A 15048-nucleotide genomic window follows, 5' to 3' on the forward strand; every position below is an offset into this window, starting at 1 on the left:
ATCTGTGCCATCAGTCAGACGTAATTACCGCTCCGACAGCCGGCTGCGGCCAGTGGGGACAATTGCAAAAAAGCTATGGCACAATCGCCGTTCTCCCTGCGTCGCGTGCCGTATCTGACGGCCGACGCATCCATGGAACGGATGTCGCTTGTCCTGACTCTTAGTGCTCAGGAGAAGCGGCGGCGTTCGTTCATCCAACGCGGGCGCCGCCATCCACACGTACGCGCCCGCACCGGTTGTCTGCCACTTCCGGCACGCCGGCGCTGTGCTTTCCCGTAGTTGCGCAGTTGAACCCCGCCCGGCGGGGCGCGCACCGTCCGTGGAATTTCGGCCTTGTATTCTGGCCGGCTGCGCCACGCGCCGAATGACGGAAGCCCGGGCTGAGCGCCCCGGTGCGGCACGCGGCTTGCCTGTATTGGCCCGTGCGTGAGCCGTTGTCGATCACCCGCAGTTGGTCGCCTGCAGTCGGTCACCTGCTGTTGATCACCGTCGGACAGCCGGACCGTCTTCCGTGTCGACCCGAGTTGGCGCTCGAGCGCCTCGCTCCGGTCCCATGCAAGACGTTGCACAAGGAGAAGCCACCACGATGAAGTCGGCGTTTTCGTTCTTTCCTGCCTGGCCGCTGCAGCTCGACGGCATTTTCTGGGCGGGCCTCGCATTGCTGGCCGCCGGGCTATGCGGCGAACTCTGCTACCGCGCCTGGCGTTTGCCGCGCATTTCGGGGTATGCCGTCATCGGTCTCATTGCGGGCTCGGCGGGCTTCGGCGTCATCGATGCCGACGTTGCGCGAGCCGCGCGGCCGCTCCTCGACGTTGCGCTCGGCCTGTTGCTGTTCGAGCTTGGAAGCCGGCTCGACCTGCGCTGGATCCGCCGCAATCCCTGGCTGATCCTGTCGAGCCTCGCGGAAGCGACGTTCACGTTCGTGCTCGTGCTGATCGTGCTGCTGTTCCTCAAGGTGCCGCTGATGGTGACGCTCGTGGTCGCGTCGATCGCGATGGCCACGTCGCCCGCCATGGTCATTCAGCTCAAGACCGAGTTGCGCGCCGAAGGCCAGGTCACGCAGCGGCTTCTCACGCTCACCGGGCTCAACAGCATGTACGCGGTGGTGGTGGAAAAACTCGCTTCGGGCTGGTTGCATCAGGAGATCTACGGCAACGTGATCGCGACGATCCTGCAACCGCTTTATCTGCTGGTCGGATCGCTGATCCTCGCGTATCTGCTCGCACGCGCCTGCACCTTGTTCTACCGGCGGCTCAGCCCGCAGGACGAGCATTCGTTCGTCGCGCTGTTCGGCCTCGTGCTGCTCGCTATCGGCATCGCGCATGTGTTCAAGCTATCGACGATTCTGAGCCTGCTCGCAGCCGGCATCATCGTGAAGAACCTCGAAGCGCGGCCGCAATTGTGGCCGCAGCATTTCGGCACGGCCGGCTGGCTGCTCACCGTGATCCTGTTCGTTCTCACACTGACGACTTTCGAGTGGCACGACATTCTCGTTGGCGGCGCGGCCGCGGCCGGACTGATCGTCGCGCGGTTCGTCGGGAAACTGGTCGGTGTGCTGATTTTCGCCAAGCCGAGCGGCCTCGAATGGAAGCAGGGCGCGGCGCTTGGGGTCGCGCTGACGCCGATGTCGGCGCTTGCCTTGCTGCTCATGCAGGACACCTACGAACTCTATCCGAACTTCGATCCGCGGCTGCGCGCGATCGTGATGTGCGCGGTCGTCGCGCTGCAACTGCTCGGACCGTGGCTCGTCTATCGCGCGCTTGCACTAGTGGGCGAGCGGGGCGAAGAATGAAACCGGCGGCGCTGCGGCCACGCCGCGCGCCGCCGCAAGTGGAACACTGCGCACCTCGCCCGCTGCCATCCGGGGCGATGCGCCTGCACTAGGGGACGCCATGTCACTGGAATCATTTGTCGACTCGAAACCGTTCACGTTCGGTATCGAACTCGAAATGCAGATCGTCAACACGCACGACTACGATCTGACGAAGGCCGGCAGCGACCTGATGCGCCTCGTGAAGGATCAGGAGATTCCGGGCAACATCACGCCCGAAATCACCGAAAGCATGATCGAGCTCTCCACGGGCATCTGCACGACGCACGAACAGGCCGTGACCGACCTGCGCAAAATCCGCGACACGCTCGTTGCCGCGGCCGACCGGCTCAACGTGGGTTTGTGCGGCGGGGGCACGCATGCTTTTCAGCAATGGAGCGACCGCCGCATCGTCGATACGCCCCGATTTCAATACCTTTCGGAACTCTACGGATACCTCGCGAAGCAGTTCACCGTGTTCGGCCAGCACGTTCACATCGGCTGCCCCGACGCGGACAGCGCGTTGTTCCTGCTGCACTCGCTCTCGCGTTTCATTCCGCACTTCATCGCGCTTTCGGCGTCGTCGCCGTACGTGCAGGGCGTCGATACCGGATTTCACTCGGCACGCCTGAATTCCGTGTTCGCGTTCCCGCTGTCCGGACGCGCACCGTTCGTGCTGAGCTGGGAGGCGTTCAAGGGATACTTCTCGAAGATGGTGCACACCGGTGTTGTCAACAGCATGAAAGACTTCTACTGGGACATCCGGCCGAAGCCAGGCTTCGGGACCATCGAGGTGCGCGTGATGGACACGCCGCTTTCAGTCGAGCGGGCGGCAGCCATTGCCTGCTACATCCAGACCCTCGCCCGCCATTTGCTCACCGACCGGCCGATCATGCCGCTCGAAGACGATTACCTCGTCTACACCTTCAACCGCTTTCAGGCATGCCGCTTCGGGCTTGCCGGCACCTGTGTCGATCCGCAGACGGGCGAGCGGCGCACGATCTCGGAGGACATCCTGGCGACGCTCGAGCGCATCGCGCCGCACGGCGAGGCACTGGCTTCGACCCGGGCGTTGACCGAGATCGGCACGATCGCCCGCGGCCAGGCCAACGACGCCACCTGGCTGCGCAGCGTGGTGGCCGAGGAAAAATCGCTGCACGAGGCCGTGCGTCAGCAATGTCTGCGCTGGCGCGCTTGAACCGGGAACTGGTCCTGCCAAGAATGGCGGAAGGAGGGCAGCCTGCAGGCTGCCCTTTGCATTTGAACAATCCGATGTCCAAGTCCCGCAACACTATTTTTCGCGGCGTTACGGTTCATTTCGATGTCCTCCAGGATTTTGCTTAGCGTAATGTTTAGGTTTTCGATGCAATCGAAATCGACAAAAGCGGGGGACGTGTCGCCGGCAAGCGAGAAAATGCCTGAAAACTCAAGGGATTACGCTAATGCCGGGAGCGTGAAGCAGTGCGACAACCGTGTAGATTCCAGTTGCGTTTGCGCGAAAAATACGGGATAACCTGCGAAGGTCTGATCAGCGCGCAGGTGTTATCAAGAGCTTACCCACATACTATCCCTGCGCTTATCAACTGGTTATCCACAAACTGCGCGGGATAACTTAGCTGTACGATTTGCTACTCTCGCATAGAATGTCGGTTTGTTGCGGAGGGGCAGGGCAGAAACGATGTCCGAAGCCTCAGCGGCGAGAGAAAAACGACTGTACGAAGCCAGCCGGAGCACGGCGAAGCAAGGCAGGGGTGGTTTGAGATAGTATGCGGTCCGGAATACTGGACGCAGGGTTCCCACAAGGCCGTCGCATTGCGCGGCGGCTGACGATGCAGCGCAAGCTGCCAATAACACCAGCGAAAGACTATGAGCGAAGGCGTATACGGAGAGCAAGCAGCCGGGCGAGTGACCCATAGCCTGCTGCGACTCAGCACGGCGATGCGGAGCCAGGCATGGGACTGGGCCGAAGGGGCGGGACTCACGCCGACCCAGGGCGAAATTCTCGTGCTGCTGATGCAGCGGAAGGGGCCGATGCGCCTCGGCGAAATTGCGCGGGAAACGGCACTGACCGCCGCGACGACCAGCGACGCGGTGAGCACGCTCGAAACCAAGGGGCTCGTCGAAAAGCGTCGCGCACTCGATGACGGTCGCGCCCTCGCGGTGCGCCTCACGTCGCGCGGCCGCACGGCAGCAAAGAAGGCGGCGCAGTGGCCGGACTTCCTGGCCAAGGCCGTCGGCACGCTGCGCGGCGACGAGCAGGCGGGGTTCTACCGCACGCTGCTGAAAACCGTCTATCAGCTCGAAGTTCAGGAAGCCATTCCGCAGCACCGGATGTGCCTGACCTGCTCGAATTTCGAGGTCAGCAAGAACCCGAAGAAGGCGCCGCATCACTGCCGCCTGCTCGGGATCGACATGTCGGACACCGATCTGCGGCTCGATTGCTCGGTGTACGAACAAGCCGATGCGACGACCCAGAAGAAAAACTGGAAGATCTTCGCGGCGTAACACCTGCGGTTTCTGGTCGACTGCGCAGGCCGGCTGCGGGCCGCTTCGATGAGTGGTCCCGCCGTGCGCCGGCGGCTTACGGCTGCCGGCCCGCCTGTTTTTAGCGTGACACGCCCTATGAATCAGCCGATGAATCGCGAAGTATTGGCCGTGCGCCATGTCTATTTCGAGGACCTCGGCAGTTTCGAGCGCGTGCTCGGCGAGCGCGGCCGGCTCGTCCGTTACCTGGACGTGGGCTTTGCGCGCGTCGGTGCGCTCAATCCGGTATCGGCTTCGCTGATGGTGATACTCGGCGGCCCGATCAATGCCTGCGACGACGCACGTTATCCGACACTGGGTGCGCTCGCGGGGTTGATCGAAAAGCGCATCAGCGCGGGCCTGCCCACGCTCGGCATCTGCCTCGGCGCACAACTGATCGCGCGGGTGCTCGGCGCGCGGGTCTACGCGGCGGCGCAGGCCGAGATCGGCTGGACGCCGCTCACGCTCACCGACGCCGGCCGCGCGTCGCCCATACGTCATCTGGACGGCGAAACAACGTCCATGCTGCACTGGCATGGCGATACCTTCGATCTGCCGCAAGGCGCCACGCGTCTTGCCTCAACACCGCTTTGCGAGAACCAGGCGTTTGCGTGGGGCAAGCATGTGCTCGGGCTGCAGTGCCATCCCGAAGTGCGCGCCGACCGCTTCGAGCCCTGGCTGATCGGTCACGCGGCCGAGATCGCGCAGGCGGGTGTCGACGTCAACGCGCTGCGCGCCGATACGGCAAACTTCGCTCCCCGGCTGGAAGCCCAGGCGAGCCGCATGTTCGGCGAATGGCTCGATACCGTCGATGTGACGGATGTCGCGGTGAAGCGCCCCTGAGCGACAGGTAGCCGCACCGTCTCTACCGGTTTGCGAATCGCCTTCCTGCCGGTATTGCCGCCGCGGGATGTCCTGGTTGCGCGTCTGCGCGCGAAAAGTCGGCGTGCTATTCTCAAACGCTCCTTTTTTCGTTCGCGATTTCCTCATGAGCCCGCTCTTCACACCGTTGGCGCTGCGTGGCATGACGCTCGCCAATCGCATCGTCGTCTCCCCGATGTGCCAGTATTCCGCCGACCGCGGCGAAGCCACCGACTGGCATCTGATCCATCTGGGGCATCTCGCGCTTTCGGGAGCGGGGATGCTTTGCATCGAGGCCACCGCGGTGGAGCCGGACGGGCGTATCACGCCGGCCGATCTCGGCTTGTGGGACGACGTGACCGAAGCGGCGCTCGTGCCGGTGCTCGCTGCCATTCGCCGCCATTCGCCGATCCGCGTGGCCATGCAGCTCTCGCATGCGGGGCGCAAGGCATCGAGCCATGTGCCCTGGGAGGGCGGGCAGTTGATTCCGGTGGCCGAAGGCGGCTGGTTGCCTTGCGCACCCTCCGAGCTGCCTCACAAGGACGACGAAACGCCGCCGCTCGCGCTCGACGTCGCGGGCCTGAACCGCGTGCGCGAAGCGTTCGGGGCATCGGCACGGCGTGCGGCGCGGCTTGGCATCGACGCCATCGAAGTGCACGCGGCGCACGGCTATCTGCTGCACCAGTTTCTTTCTCCGCTCGCGAATCAGCGCAGCGACGAGTATGGCGGTTCACGCGAGAACCGCATGCGCTTCCCGCTCGAAGTCTTCGACGTCGTACGCGCCGAGTTTCCCGGCGATCGCCCGGTGGGTGTGCGCGTATCGGCAACCGATTGGGTGGAAGGGGGCTGGACGCCCGACGATACCGTCGCGTTTGCCGAGGCCCTCAAACAGCGCGGTGCGGACTGGATCGACGTATCGTCGGGCGGCGTTTCGCCGTTGCAGAAGATTCCGCTTGAGCCCGGCTACCAGGTGCCGTTCGCGCGCAAGGTGAAGGCGGCAACGGGCTTGCCGACCATCGCGGTCGGGCTTATCACCGATCCGCTGCAGGCGCACCAGGTGATTGCGGACGGCGATGCCGACATGGTGGCCATGGCGCGCGCAATGCTCTACGATCCGCGCTGGCCATGGCATGCCGCGGCGCAGTTCGGTGCGAGCGTGAGCGCGCCGCCACAGTATTGGCGCTCGCAGCCGCGCGATCAGAAGAGCCTCTTTGGCGAGACCACGCTCGGGCAGCGTTGAGGCACGCCGCACGCGTGCGCGCGATGGCTTGAACGAAAACGCTGCGAACGTGTACGATTCCAGTTGTGGCGCGCCTTTAGCGTGGCACGCGCGCGGCGCCTCTTCGGCGCCGCGTTTGCGTGAAGCCTCCCCAGTACTTCACAAGGATTCAATCAATGAGTGTACGCAAGATCGTGGTGCGCCAGTCCGGCGTGCACGGTAAGGGCGTGTTTGCGGCGGTGTCGCTCGAAGCGGGCACGCGCCTGATCGAATACAAGGGCGAGCGCATCTCCTGGAAGGAAGCGTTGCGGCGTCATCCGCACAATCCGGACGAGCCGAATCACACGTTCTATTTCGCGCTCGACGAGGGCGGCGTGATCGACGGCAAGGTGGACGGCAACAACGCACGCTGGATCAATCACTCGTGCGCGCCGAACTGCGAAGCGGAAGAAATCGAGGGGCACGTGTATATCCACGCGCTGCGCGATATCGAAGCCGGCGAGGAGCTGTTCTACGATTACGGCCTCGTGATCGACGCCAGACAGACCAACAAGCTCAAGCGCGAATACGAATGCCGCTGCGGCGCACGCAAGTGCCGCGGCACGATGCTCGCGCCGCCCGAGAAAGACAAGGACAAGAAATCCGGTAAGTCCGGCAAGGCCGCGAAGGGCAAAAAGAAGAAATAAGCGCGGGCGTCAAGCCCGTTAAGCCTGTTGAGCCTGAAACGAACAAGGGCCGCATAAGCGGCCCTTGTTGCATTCGCGTGATGCGCGAGCGGCGCCAGGAGCATGCGTCAGGAGTCGACAGGCGCCTGGTTCGTGGTCCTCTTCGATGACGCGGCCGTCCGCTGTTCGTGTTTTTCGACCGCGGGCGCAACCGGGTTCGTTTCGGCATTCGGGCCTGGGCGGCCCGAGAGCGGTACACGCACGATGAAACGTGCACCGCCTTCCGCAGCGTCTTCGTAATGCACGCTGCCGCGATGGAGCGCCATGATGTCGTGGACGATCGCGAGACCGAGACCCGCGCCGCTATCGACGCCGCTTTCGGTTTGACCGTCGCCGCGGAAGAAGCGCTTGAACAGATCGGCCTGCTGCGCGAGCGGCACACCGCCCCCGTTGTCCTCGACGATGATCTCGGCCATCGACACGTCGTCGTCGACGGTCTGCGTCACCGTCACCGTGATGCGGCCGCCGTCGAGACGGGCGGGCGGTACGTATTTGAGCGCATTGTCGAGCAGGTTCGCGATGACCTCGTGCAGCAGCACCGGGTTGCCGCGCACCATCAACGGCCGGTCGTTCTCGGGCGCATCGAGTCGCTGGAAGCCGAGGTCGACGTGGCTCGCGAGCGCGCGCGGTACCCATTCCGCACCGGTCTCGAACGCGAGCGCGGCCATGTCGATATCGACGAAGCGCGCCGCCTGCTCGCCCGGTTCGGCACGCGCGAGCGAAAGTAGCTGATTCGACAAGCGCACGGCGCGATCGGCGGCCGCGCGCAACTCACGGACCGCATTGTTGACCTGCTGGGGTTCGCGCGCGTTGGCGGCCTGCTCCGCGTGCAGCTTCACGGCCGTGAGCGGCGTACGGAGCTGATGCGCGGCATCGGCGATGAATTTGCGCTGGGCGTCGAGCGCGGTCTTCAGGCGCCCGAGCAGCGCGTTCAGCGCGCCGGTGAGCGGGCGGATTTCGACGGGCACATAGGTCTCGTCCACGGGCTCGAGCGAAGTGTGGGTCTGGCGATTCAGCGAATCGGCGAGGTCCGTGAGCGGGTTGAGCTGCTGGTTCACGACGCGCCACACGATGACCCAGCCCGCGAGCAGCAGGAGCAAAAGCGGCATCATGATCGCGACGAGAAATTCGGCGGCGATCCGCAGGCGGTGATGCACCGGCTGACCGACTTCGATGACGATCGGATTGCCCGAGGGCTGCGGCACGCGCACCTGGGCCACGCGCACCGTTACGCCCTTGTACACGGTTTCGAACACGTAGGCGTAGTGCATGCGGCGCACGTTCGTGCCCTGCAGCGGCAGGTCGTGGTCGCCGGCAATCTCCGCATCTCCGTTGCTGATGCGATAGATGAGGTCCTCGACCGGGTCGGAGAACATGGCTTGCGCAAGCGGCGGCACGGTGATGGGCGCGTCGGGGCCGGCGATCTGGATCTGCTTGGAGATGGCCGTGGCGAGGTCGGCAAGCGAGCGGTCCACGACGTGCTGGGTGTACTGCCACGCGAGCCAGTAGGCGATCAGGCCGCTCATCAGCGCGAGCAGCGACAGCGGGGCGGCCAGGCGGCGCAGCAGCGTACGGCGCAGACTGTTAGCGGCCGGATGAGGCATGGTGGATTCGGGTCATGAATGAATCGAGTGCGCCGGGGTAAACGACACGGCACACCGCACGGCATGCCGTGCGGTAAGAATCCATTCATTGTACGCGGGCGGCCACCCGCGCGGCAGAGGAGGAGGGATTGGGCTGCGCCGCGCCGCAGCATGGCGGCGCGGTGGGGGCAGAGTAGTGGAGCGACAACCCCGCAGCCGCCGCGTCAGGCTGCCTGGCGGATTTCCTGCAGCAGGTAGCCGAAGCCGCGCACCGTGACGATTTCGACACGGCAGTTTTCGAGCTTCTTGCGCACGCGGTGCACATAGACTTCGATCGCCGTGTCGCCGAGATCTCCGCCGAAGTGCGTGAGGTGGTCTTGCAACTGCGCCTTGCTGACGACGCGGCCATGACGCAGCAGCAGCATTTCGAGCACCGCGAATTCGCGCGGCGAGAGCTCGAGCGGCTTGTCGTCGTTGAAGATGCGGCGGTCGACGCCCGAGAGGCGCACGCCGCCCAGCGAGACTTCGGGGCGCGGCACGTCGCCGTGCGGGCCGCTGCGGCGCATCACGGCACGGATGCGCGCTTCGAGTTCGGCAGGCTCGAACGGTTTGAGCATGTAGTCGTCGGCGCCCGAATTCAGGCCCTGAACACGGTCGTTCAGTTCGTCGCGTGCGGTGAGCACGATGACGGGGGTGTGGCGGTTGCTTTGACGGAAGCGCGACAGCAGCGTCATACCGTCGATGCCCGGCAGGCCGAGGTCGAGAATCACGAGTTCATGGCGGTTCTGCGCGAGGGCTTGCTCGGCGAAAATACCGTCGTGGACCATGTCGACCGTAAAGCCGGCTTGTTCGAGGCTGGACTGGATGCCGCGTGCGATGGGGCGGTCGTCTTCGATCAGAAGGAGTCGCATGGGATTCGCTCAAGTACAATGGGTTTAGCGTTTCAGGCACGCAGTTCGCGAAGCGCCGCTCATCTCACCTGATTCGCACAGCGGCTAAACGGCGCCGCGTGCGAGGGTTGCGCGAGTCACGACCAACATGTCCGATATTTCGATTACCGAACTCGAAGCCGCGATCAACTTCTGGCGCAACCGCTCGCCATCGAGCGGCGACGAACTCGCGTTGTGCAAGGAGGCTAGCGCGCTCTCCAAGCCGTATGCGCTGCTGATTGTACAGCGTCAGAACGCCATATCACCTGAACGTTTGGACACGTTGGCGCGAGCGGCCTGGGAATCTTACGTATCCCTCAAGAACGGCCTTCAGCCCTGAAGGTTTGAGCGACTGACGTCCTTCATTATGCTTTCATTTCCGGCTTTTCGCCGCGTTCTTGCCGCGTATTCATTCAAACGCTGAGCGGCCCGGGGGCGATCGAGTCGATAAAACGCGCGAGTGCGATATCGCGCGACGTGAGGCCATTGGCCTCGTGGGTGGAAAGCGTGATCTCGACGCGGTTGTAGACGTTGAACCACTCGGGATGGTGGTCCATCTCCTGGGCCTTGATGGCCACACGCGTCATGAAGCCGAAGGCTTCGTTGAAATCGGCGAAACGGAAAGTGCGCTGGATTGCGTCGCGGCCGGCCACGGCCTGCCAGCCATGCAGTTCGGCGAGCTGCGAGACGCGTTCTTCGGATGTGAGTCGATTGATCATTTCTGCACCTGTCATGAAGCGGGCCCGGCGCGCGCGCGGCGCGGCGGCCGGTCAGGAAGCCGCGGAAACCGGCGTGACGAGTCTGCACGCGGCGCTGTCATCGGCGGCTAATCAGACATTCTTTCACGGATGGCCGTAGGGTGCGAGCTATCCGGGCGGCGCTATTGACGTGAGGGCGAGGCGCTTCAGACGTCGCCTTCGTCGAGCCAGCCCGCGCCCGTGCCGCGCGTGAGGACGGGGTCTTCCGCGAGTACTTCGCTCGCGCCGAACGGCTTGGCGTCCAGCAGCGACGCCGGATCGGCGAGGCGCGCTGCGACGCCCGCGCCTGGCGCGTCGAATAGTTGCTCGAACGAATCGATCACGAAATAGGTCTTCTGGAACGTATCGATGCGGTAGCGCGTGCGCAGTACCCGGTCGAGATCGAAGGCGACGCGATTAGGCGCCGCGCTCTCTACGCTGTAGATCGACTCGCCCCTGCTCGACACGATGCCCGCGCCGTAGATCGTTACGCCGCCGGGCGCGCCGGCATCACGCATCAGCCCGAACTCCACCGTGTACCAGTAGAGGCGCGCAAGCGGCGTGAGCGCGCGCGGATCGCGTGCGTGCGCGGCCAGCGCTGTCTGGCCATAGGCCTCGATGGCATCGGCGAACACGGCGTTGGTGAGCAGCGGCACATGGCCGTACGGTTGCGAAGACGCAAGTGTAGAGCGAGCCGCACGCGGAATGCGCGCGTATTGGGCGTTATATCTTATGAATATGCAATAATCGCGCATCGATTAACGAATCAATGCGAAATCCCTTCATGCTCGAACTCGATCACTTCGATCTCGCGCTGCTCGACGTGTTGCAGCGCTATGGCCGCGCCACCCACCAGCAACTCGGCGAGCAGGTGCCCCTGTCGCCTTCGCAGATCGGCAGGCGGCTGCAGCGCCTCGAAGCGTCGGAGGTGATCGACGGCTATCGCGTCGTGCTGCGGCCCGAGAAGCTGGGCCTTGGTGTCACGGCGTTCACGAGCCTGAAGCTCAAACATCATGGCGATTCGATCATCGAGCAGTTCCAGCAGCAGATCGACGTGCTGCCCGAAGTGCTCGAATGCCATGCGGTGGTGGGCGACGCCGATTATCTGCTGCGGATCGTGGCGCCGGATCTGAACGCGCTGTCGTCGTTCGTGATGAAGAAGCTGATGCGCGTGCCCGGCGTGGACAGCGTGCGCTCGAACATCGTGCTCACGACGTTCAAGCGCAACGGGCCGCTGCCGCTCTCTCACCTGGAGCCGGGCGCGGGTTCGCCCTGACTCCGCGCTTCGATTTCGCGCTTTGGCCCCGAGTCTGGGGCCAAAGCACGCGGCTTACGCGCTAACCGGCGCGTTCAGCAGATCGACGTAGGCCACGGCCACGAGATCGCTTTCATCCACGCCGAGCTTCTTGAACATCGCGTGGGCTTCGGCTTCGCCACCCTGTTCGTCGTCTTCCGGGCCGAGCACGACCTCGAGCTCGACGAAATCGCCCAGGCCGTCCACGCGGTCCAGATGAATGCGCGTGCGGCCCGCCAGATAAACGTGGCGCTCCTTCGAGACGATGCCGCGCGTGGTCAGCGCCGTCGCCAGCAGCGAGTGCATGGCTTCCGCATTGGTGACCGGGCTGCGCGTGTAATACGAGGCCTTCGGGCCGTCGCGGTCGTCGCGCTGATAGAAGATCAGCTCGGGCGGCGTGCCGTCGTCGAACTGGCGCAGCTTCAGGCGCCCGCGCGGGACGTCGTAGAAGAAGTCCTGCTGGCGAAAGATCAGCGGAGCGTCGGTGGCGATCTGGGCGGCGCGCTCGCGCAGCGCGTCGAATTCGCGGGCACGGGCTTTGATTTCGATGTTGCGGGCCATGCAAAGCTCCTGTCGAACGAGAAAAAACGGGAAAAAAACAGGGGAAACGATGAGCGAGAGTCCAGGCTCGCCGCGCGGCTCGCGCGAGGTCGGCAGCGTAGCCGACTGTACGGTGCCAGGCTGGTTTCGCGTGGGCGAAAGCTCAATCTAGCAAATCTTGTGTGACGCTGCTGTTACACCGTGCCACCAGAAGGGACGTTGTGTGCGGCGGCGCCCTCATGAGCGGCGCTCATATCGCCCACTGCGTTTCGATCGCCTTGAGCGCGGCGGCAATGGCGGGCTCGTCGCGGCGCGAGGCGAGGGTGATGAACGTGAGCTCGGTGGGCACCGTCACGCCTTCGACGATGGTGAGCGCGTGGGCGTGCGCCTCCGCAAGGGCGATGGAGTCGCGCGCCAGCGTGAGCCCGACCCCCGACTTCACGAGGTCGAGCATCGACGGTTCCTGGTCCACTTCGGCAACCTTCACCGGTCTCGCGTCCGCGGCTTCGAACAGGCGCGTGAGCAGCCGGTTGTGGGCGGAAGCGGGCGGCGTCCAGATCCACGGGAAGGCGGCCAGCGCGCGCCAGTCGCCGGCGCCTTTCATGCGGTCTTTCCAGCCGGGGGGCGCGAGCACGCGGTACTGGAAGCGCGTGAGGGTGATCGCGTGGAAGCTGGCCGCATCCGGGCCGGGCTGGCCGATGTAATAACCCACGTCGAGTTCGCTCGCACGCACCTGATCGAGTACCCAGCCCGACATGCCATGGCGCAGCGCCGTTTCGATCTGCGGCCAGGTCTCCACGAGCTGCCGCAGAAAGCCGCCCAGGCGCAGGAACGCGGGATCGAGAATCGTGCCGATGCGCAGCCGGCCGCGCACTTCGTGACGCAATGCAGCAGCGGCGCGCTGCACGTCGCCCGCGGCCGCTAGCGCGCGCTCGGCGTGCGGCAGCAGCGCCTGGCCGTCGCGCGTGAGCGCAAGGCCGTGCGAGGCGCGCGTGAAGAGCGTCACGCCCAGCGCTTCCTGCAGATGCTTGATCTGCAGGCTCACGGCGGGCTGCGTCAGATGCAGGTGCCCGGCCGCGCGCGTCAGGTTGCCCTCGCGCGCGACCGTGACGAAGGCGCGGAGCAGGGTCAGGTCCATATCCTGATATTAACGCGTCTTATATCGCAATTGAGCATTAATCATTGGATCGCGATGCGCCCTCGCGATTACGCTTCCTGAATATCCCCGCGGGGCCGCGTGTTCGTAGCTTGCCGGCGCCGCCCACTCATCGACGGCAGAGGGACACATGGGCGAGACACATCTGAACGAAGCGGGCGTCCGCACGCTGACGCACTATGTCAATGGCAAGCCGCAAGGCGGCGCGAGCGAGCGCTACGGCGACGTCTTCAACCCGGCAACCGGCAAGGTCGCCGCGCGCGTGCCCCTCGCGACCGTGGCCGAGGTGGATGCGGCCGTCGTCGCGGCGAACGCCGCATTCTTGGCATGGAGCGAGATGGCGCCCATCAAGCGCGCGCGCATTCTGTTCAAGTTCAAGGATCTGCTCGACCAGCATCACGACGAACTGGCCGAACTCATCACGCGCGAGCACGGCAAGGTGTTTTCGGACGCGAAGGGCGAGGTGATGCGCGGCATCGAGATCGTCGAATTCGCGTGCGGCATTCCGAATCTGCTGAAAACCGACTTCACCGACCAGATCGGCGGCGGCATCGACAACTGGAACCTGCGCCAGCCGCTCGGCGTCGTGGCCGGCATCACGCCGTTCAACTTCCCGATGATGGTGCCGTGCTGGATGTTTCCGGTTGCGCTGGCTTGCGGCAACACGTTCGTGCTGAAGCCTTCCGAACGCGATCCGTCCGCGTCGCTGCGCCTCGCTGAACTGCTCAAAGAGGCCGGCCTGCCCGACGGCGTCTTCAACGTCGTGCACGGCGACAAGGTGGCGGTGGATGCGCTGCTCGCGCATCCCGACGTCACGGCGCTCTCGTTCGTCGGCTCGACGCCGATTGCCGAATACATCTACACGGAAGGCACGAAGCACGGCAAGCGCGTGCAGGCGCTGGGCGGGGCGAAGAATCATCTCGTCGTGATGCCCGACGCCGACCTCGACCAGGCCGTCGACGCGCTGATCGGCGCGGCTTACGGTTCGGCGGGCGAGCGCTGCATGGCGATTTCGGTGGCGGTGGCCGTGGGACACATCGCCGACGAGCTCGTCGAGCGCCTCACGCCGCGCGTGAAAGCGCTGAAGATCGGCAACGGCATGGACAGTGCGTCCGAGATGGGGCCGCTCGTCACGGGCGCGCATCGCACGAAAGTGAGGGGCTATATCGACGCCGGCGTGGCCGCGGGCGCGAAGCTCGTGGTCGACGGCCGCACGCACGCGGTCGATGGCCAGGACGGCTTCTTCCTCGGCGGCACGCTGTTCGACAACGTGCAGACCGACATGACGATCTACAAGGAAGAGATCTTCGGCCCCGTGCTTTCGGTGGTGCGCGTGCCCGATTTCGCGAGCGCGGTGGCGCTCATCAACCGTCACGAGTTCGCGAACGGCGTGTCGCTCTTCACGTCCGACGGCGGTGTGGCGCGTGCCTTCTCGCGGCAGATCAAGGTGGGCATGGTGGGCATCAACGTGCCGATTCCGGTGCCCATGGCGTGGCATTCGTTCGGCGGCTGGAAGCGTTCGCTGTTCGGCGATCATCATGCTTACGGCGAAGAGGGCGTGCGTTTCTACACGCGCTACAAGAGCATCATGCAGCGCTGGCCGGACAGCATCGCGAAGGGTGCCGAATTCACGATGCCGGTCGCGAAGTAGGTTCGCGTGCCGCATCGGAC

The 15048-nt window shown here is 64.7% G+C and carries 14 protein-coding genes and 1 pseudogene; 9 read left to right on the forward strand and 6 right to left on the reverse strand.

Annotated elements, in window-relative coordinates:
• Positions 1 to 586 precede the first annotated feature (586 nt).
• The 6 genes from WJ542_RS03710 (at position 587) to WJ542_RS03735 (ending at position 7099) form a co-directional block, all read left to right on the forward strand.
• Positions 587 to 1792, forward strand: coding sequence for a cation:proton antiporter (locus WJ542_RS03710; protein WP_411187950.1), 1206 nt, complete (start codon positions 587 to 589; stop codon positions 1790 to 1792).
• Positions 1793 to 1892: 100 nt separating this feature from the next.
• On the forward strand, positions 1893 to 3008 hold the full coding sequence (locus WJ542_RS03715; RefSeq protein ID WP_411187952.1) for a YbdK family carboxylate-amine ligase: 1116 nt from the start codon (positions 1893 to 1895) through the stop codon (positions 3006 to 3008).
• A 668-nt stretch (positions 3009 to 3676) separates the two neighbouring features.
• Positions 3677 to 4315 carry a MarR family winged helix-turn-helix transcriptional regulator gene (locus tag WJ542_RS03720; RefSeq protein WP_411187954.1) on the forward strand — a complete coding sequence of 213 codons (639 nt, stop codon included), beginning with the start codon at positions 3677 to 3679 and terminating at the stop codon, positions 4313 to 4315.
• Between the two features lie 129 nt (positions 4316 to 4444).
• Complete coding sequence (locus WJ542_RS03725) at positions 4445 to 5176, forward strand: glutamine amidotransferase (RefSeq protein ID WP_411187956.1); 732 nt, start codon at positions 4445 to 4447, stop codon at positions 5174 to 5176.
• 145 nt (positions 5177 to 5321) lie between these two features.
• Positions 5322 to 6434, forward strand: a complete 1113-nt coding sequence (locus tag WJ542_RS03730) for an NADH:flavin oxidoreductase/NADH oxidase (RefSeq protein WP_411187958.1) — start codon at positions 5322 to 5324, stop codon at positions 6432 to 6434.
• Between the two features lie 155 nt (positions 6435 to 6589).
• Complete coding sequence (locus WJ542_RS03735) at positions 6590 to 7099, forward strand: SET domain-containing protein (RefSeq protein ID WP_411187960.1); 510 nt, start codon at positions 6590 to 6592, stop codon at positions 7097 to 7099.
• 107 nt (positions 7100 to 7206) lie between these two features.
• Here WJ542_RS03735 and WJ542_RS03740 read toward each other — a convergent pair whose 3' ends face one another.
• Together WJ542_RS03740 and WJ542_RS03745 are read right to left on the reverse strand one after the other, a co-directional pair.
• Positions 7207 to 8742, reverse strand: a complete 1536-nt coding sequence (locus WJ542_RS03740; protein ID WP_411187962.1) for a sensor histidine kinase — start codon at positions 8740 to 8742, stop codon at positions 7207 to 7209.
• Between the two features lie 203 nt (positions 8743 to 8945).
• Positions 8946 to 9632, reverse strand: coding sequence for a response regulator transcription factor (locus tag WJ542_RS03745; protein WP_027793094.1), 687 nt, complete (start codon positions 9630 to 9632; stop codon positions 8946 to 8948).
• Between the two features lie 127 nt (positions 9633 to 9759).
• On the opposite strand from WJ542_RS03745, the gene WJ542_RS03750 reads away from it, so the two are divergent.
• The gene (locus WJ542_RS03750; protein ID WP_411187964.1) at positions 9760 to 9990 is read left to right on the forward strand and encodes a DUF3717 domain-containing protein; all 231 of its coding nucleotides are present in this window, start codon (positions 9760 to 9762) and stop codon (positions 9988 to 9990) included.
• A gap of 73 nt (positions 9991 to 10063) precedes the next feature.
• Here the strand turns inward: WJ542_RS03750 and WJ542_RS03755 are convergent, their stop codons facing one another.
• Both WJ542_RS03755 and WJ542_RS03760 read right to left on the reverse strand, forming a co-directional pair.
• On the reverse strand, positions 10064 to 10369 hold the full coding sequence (locus tag WJ542_RS03755) for a 4a-hydroxytetrahydrobiopterin dehydratase (protein WP_027793092.1): 306 nt from the start codon (positions 10367 to 10369) through the stop codon (positions 10064 to 10066).
• Positions 10370 to 10554: 185 nt separating this feature from the next.
• Positions 10555 to 11052 (reverse strand): annotated as a pseudogene (locus WJ542_RS03760) (phenylalanine 4-monooxygenase); the annotation flags it as partial.
• Positions 11053 to 11171: 119 nt separating this feature from the next.
• On the opposite strand from WJ542_RS03760, the gene WJ542_RS03765 reads away from it, so the two are divergent.
• Positions 11172 to 11663 carry an Lrp/AsnC family transcriptional regulator gene (locus WJ542_RS03765; protein ID WP_411190467.1) on the forward strand — a complete coding sequence of 164 codons (492 nt, stop codon included), beginning with the start codon at positions 11172 to 11174 and terminating at the stop codon, positions 11661 to 11663.
• 54 nt (positions 11664 to 11717) lie between these two features.
• Here the strand turns inward: WJ542_RS03765 and WJ542_RS03770 are convergent, their stop codons facing one another.
• Positions 11718 to 12242, reverse strand: a complete 525-nt coding sequence (locus tag WJ542_RS03770) for a class IV adenylate cyclase (protein WP_411187966.1) — start codon at positions 12240 to 12242, stop codon at positions 11718 to 11720.
• 229 nt (positions 12243 to 12471) lie between these two features.
• Positions 12472 to 13359, reverse strand: a complete 888-nt coding sequence (locus WJ542_RS03775; protein ID WP_411187968.1) for a LysR family transcriptional regulator — start codon at positions 13357 to 13359, stop codon at positions 12472 to 12474.
• A 148-nt stretch (positions 13360 to 13507) separates the two neighbouring features.
• On the opposite strand from WJ542_RS03775, the gene WJ542_RS03780 reads away from it, so the two are divergent.
• Positions 13508 to 15028, forward strand: coding sequence for a CoA-acylating methylmalonate-semialdehyde dehydrogenase (locus tag WJ542_RS03780; RefSeq protein ID WP_411187970.1), 1521 nt, complete (start codon positions 13508 to 13510; stop codon positions 15026 to 15028).
• Positions 15029 to 15048: the final 20 nt, after the last annotated feature.

Origin of the sequence: Paraburkholderia yinzeri (assembly GCF_046581065.1) — a bacterium.
In the GTDB taxonomy this organism is placed as follows: domain Bacteria; phylum Pseudomonadota; class Gammaproteobacteria; order Burkholderiales; family Burkholderiaceae; genus Paraburkholderia.

What these genes read in the sequence shown, in the direction of transcription:
- WJ542_RS03710 (WP_411187950.1), top strand. Translation starts at nt 587, where the DNA reads ATGAAGTCGGCGTTTTCGTTCTTTCCTGCCTGGCCGCTGCAGCTCGAC.
- WJ542_RS03715 (WP_411187952.1), top strand. Translation starts at nt 1,893, where the DNA reads ATGTCACTGGAATCATTTGTCGACTCGAAACCGTTCACGTTCGGTATC.
- WJ542_RS03720 (WP_411187954.1), top strand. Translation starts at nt 3,677, where the DNA reads ATGAGCGAAGGCGTATACGGAGAGCAAGCAGCCGGGCGAGTGACCCAT.
- WJ542_RS03725 (WP_411187956.1), top strand. Translation starts at nt 4,445, where the DNA reads ATGAATCGCGAAGTATTGGCCGTGCGCCATGTCTATTTCGAGGACCTC.
- WJ542_RS03730 (WP_411187958.1), top strand. Translation starts at nt 5,322, where the DNA reads ATGAGCCCGCTCTTCACACCGTTGGCGCTGCGTGGCATGACGCTCGCC.
- WJ542_RS03735 (WP_411187960.1), top strand. Translation starts at nt 6,590, where the DNA reads ATGAGTGTACGCAAGATCGTGGTGCGCCAGTCCGGCGTGCACGGTAAG.
- WJ542_RS03740 (WP_411187962.1), bottom strand. Translation starts at nt 8,742, where the DNA reads ATGCCTCATCCGGCCGCTAACAGTCTGCGCCGTACGCTGCTGCGCCGC.
- WJ542_RS03745 (WP_027793094.1), bottom strand. Translation starts at nt 9,632, where the DNA reads ATGCGACTCCTTCTGATCGAAGACGACCGCCCCATCGCACGCGGCATC.
- WJ542_RS03750 (WP_411187964.1), top strand. Translation starts at nt 9,760, where the DNA reads ATGTCCGATATTTCGATTACCGAACTCGAAGCCGCGATCAACTTCTGG.
- WJ542_RS03755 (WP_027793092.1), bottom strand. Translation starts at nt 10,369, where the DNA reads ATGATCAATCGACTCACATCCGAAGAACGCGTCTCGCAGCTCGCCGAA.
- WJ542_RS03765 (WP_411190467.1), top strand. Translation starts at nt 11,172, where the DNA reads ATGCTCGAACTCGATCACTTCGATCTCGCGCTGCTCGACGTGTTGCAG.
- WJ542_RS03770 (WP_411187966.1), bottom strand. Translation starts at nt 12,242, where the DNA reads ATGGCCCGCAACATCGAAATCAAAGCCCGTGCCCGCGAATTCGACGCG.
- WJ542_RS03775 (WP_411187968.1), bottom strand. Translation starts at nt 13,359, where the DNA reads ATGGACCTGACCCTGCTCCGCGCCTTCGTCACGGTCGCGCGCGAGGGC.
- WJ542_RS03780 (WP_411187970.1), top strand. Translation starts at nt 13,508, where the DNA reads ATGGGCGAGACACATCTGAACGAAGCGGGCGTCCGCACGCTGACGCAC.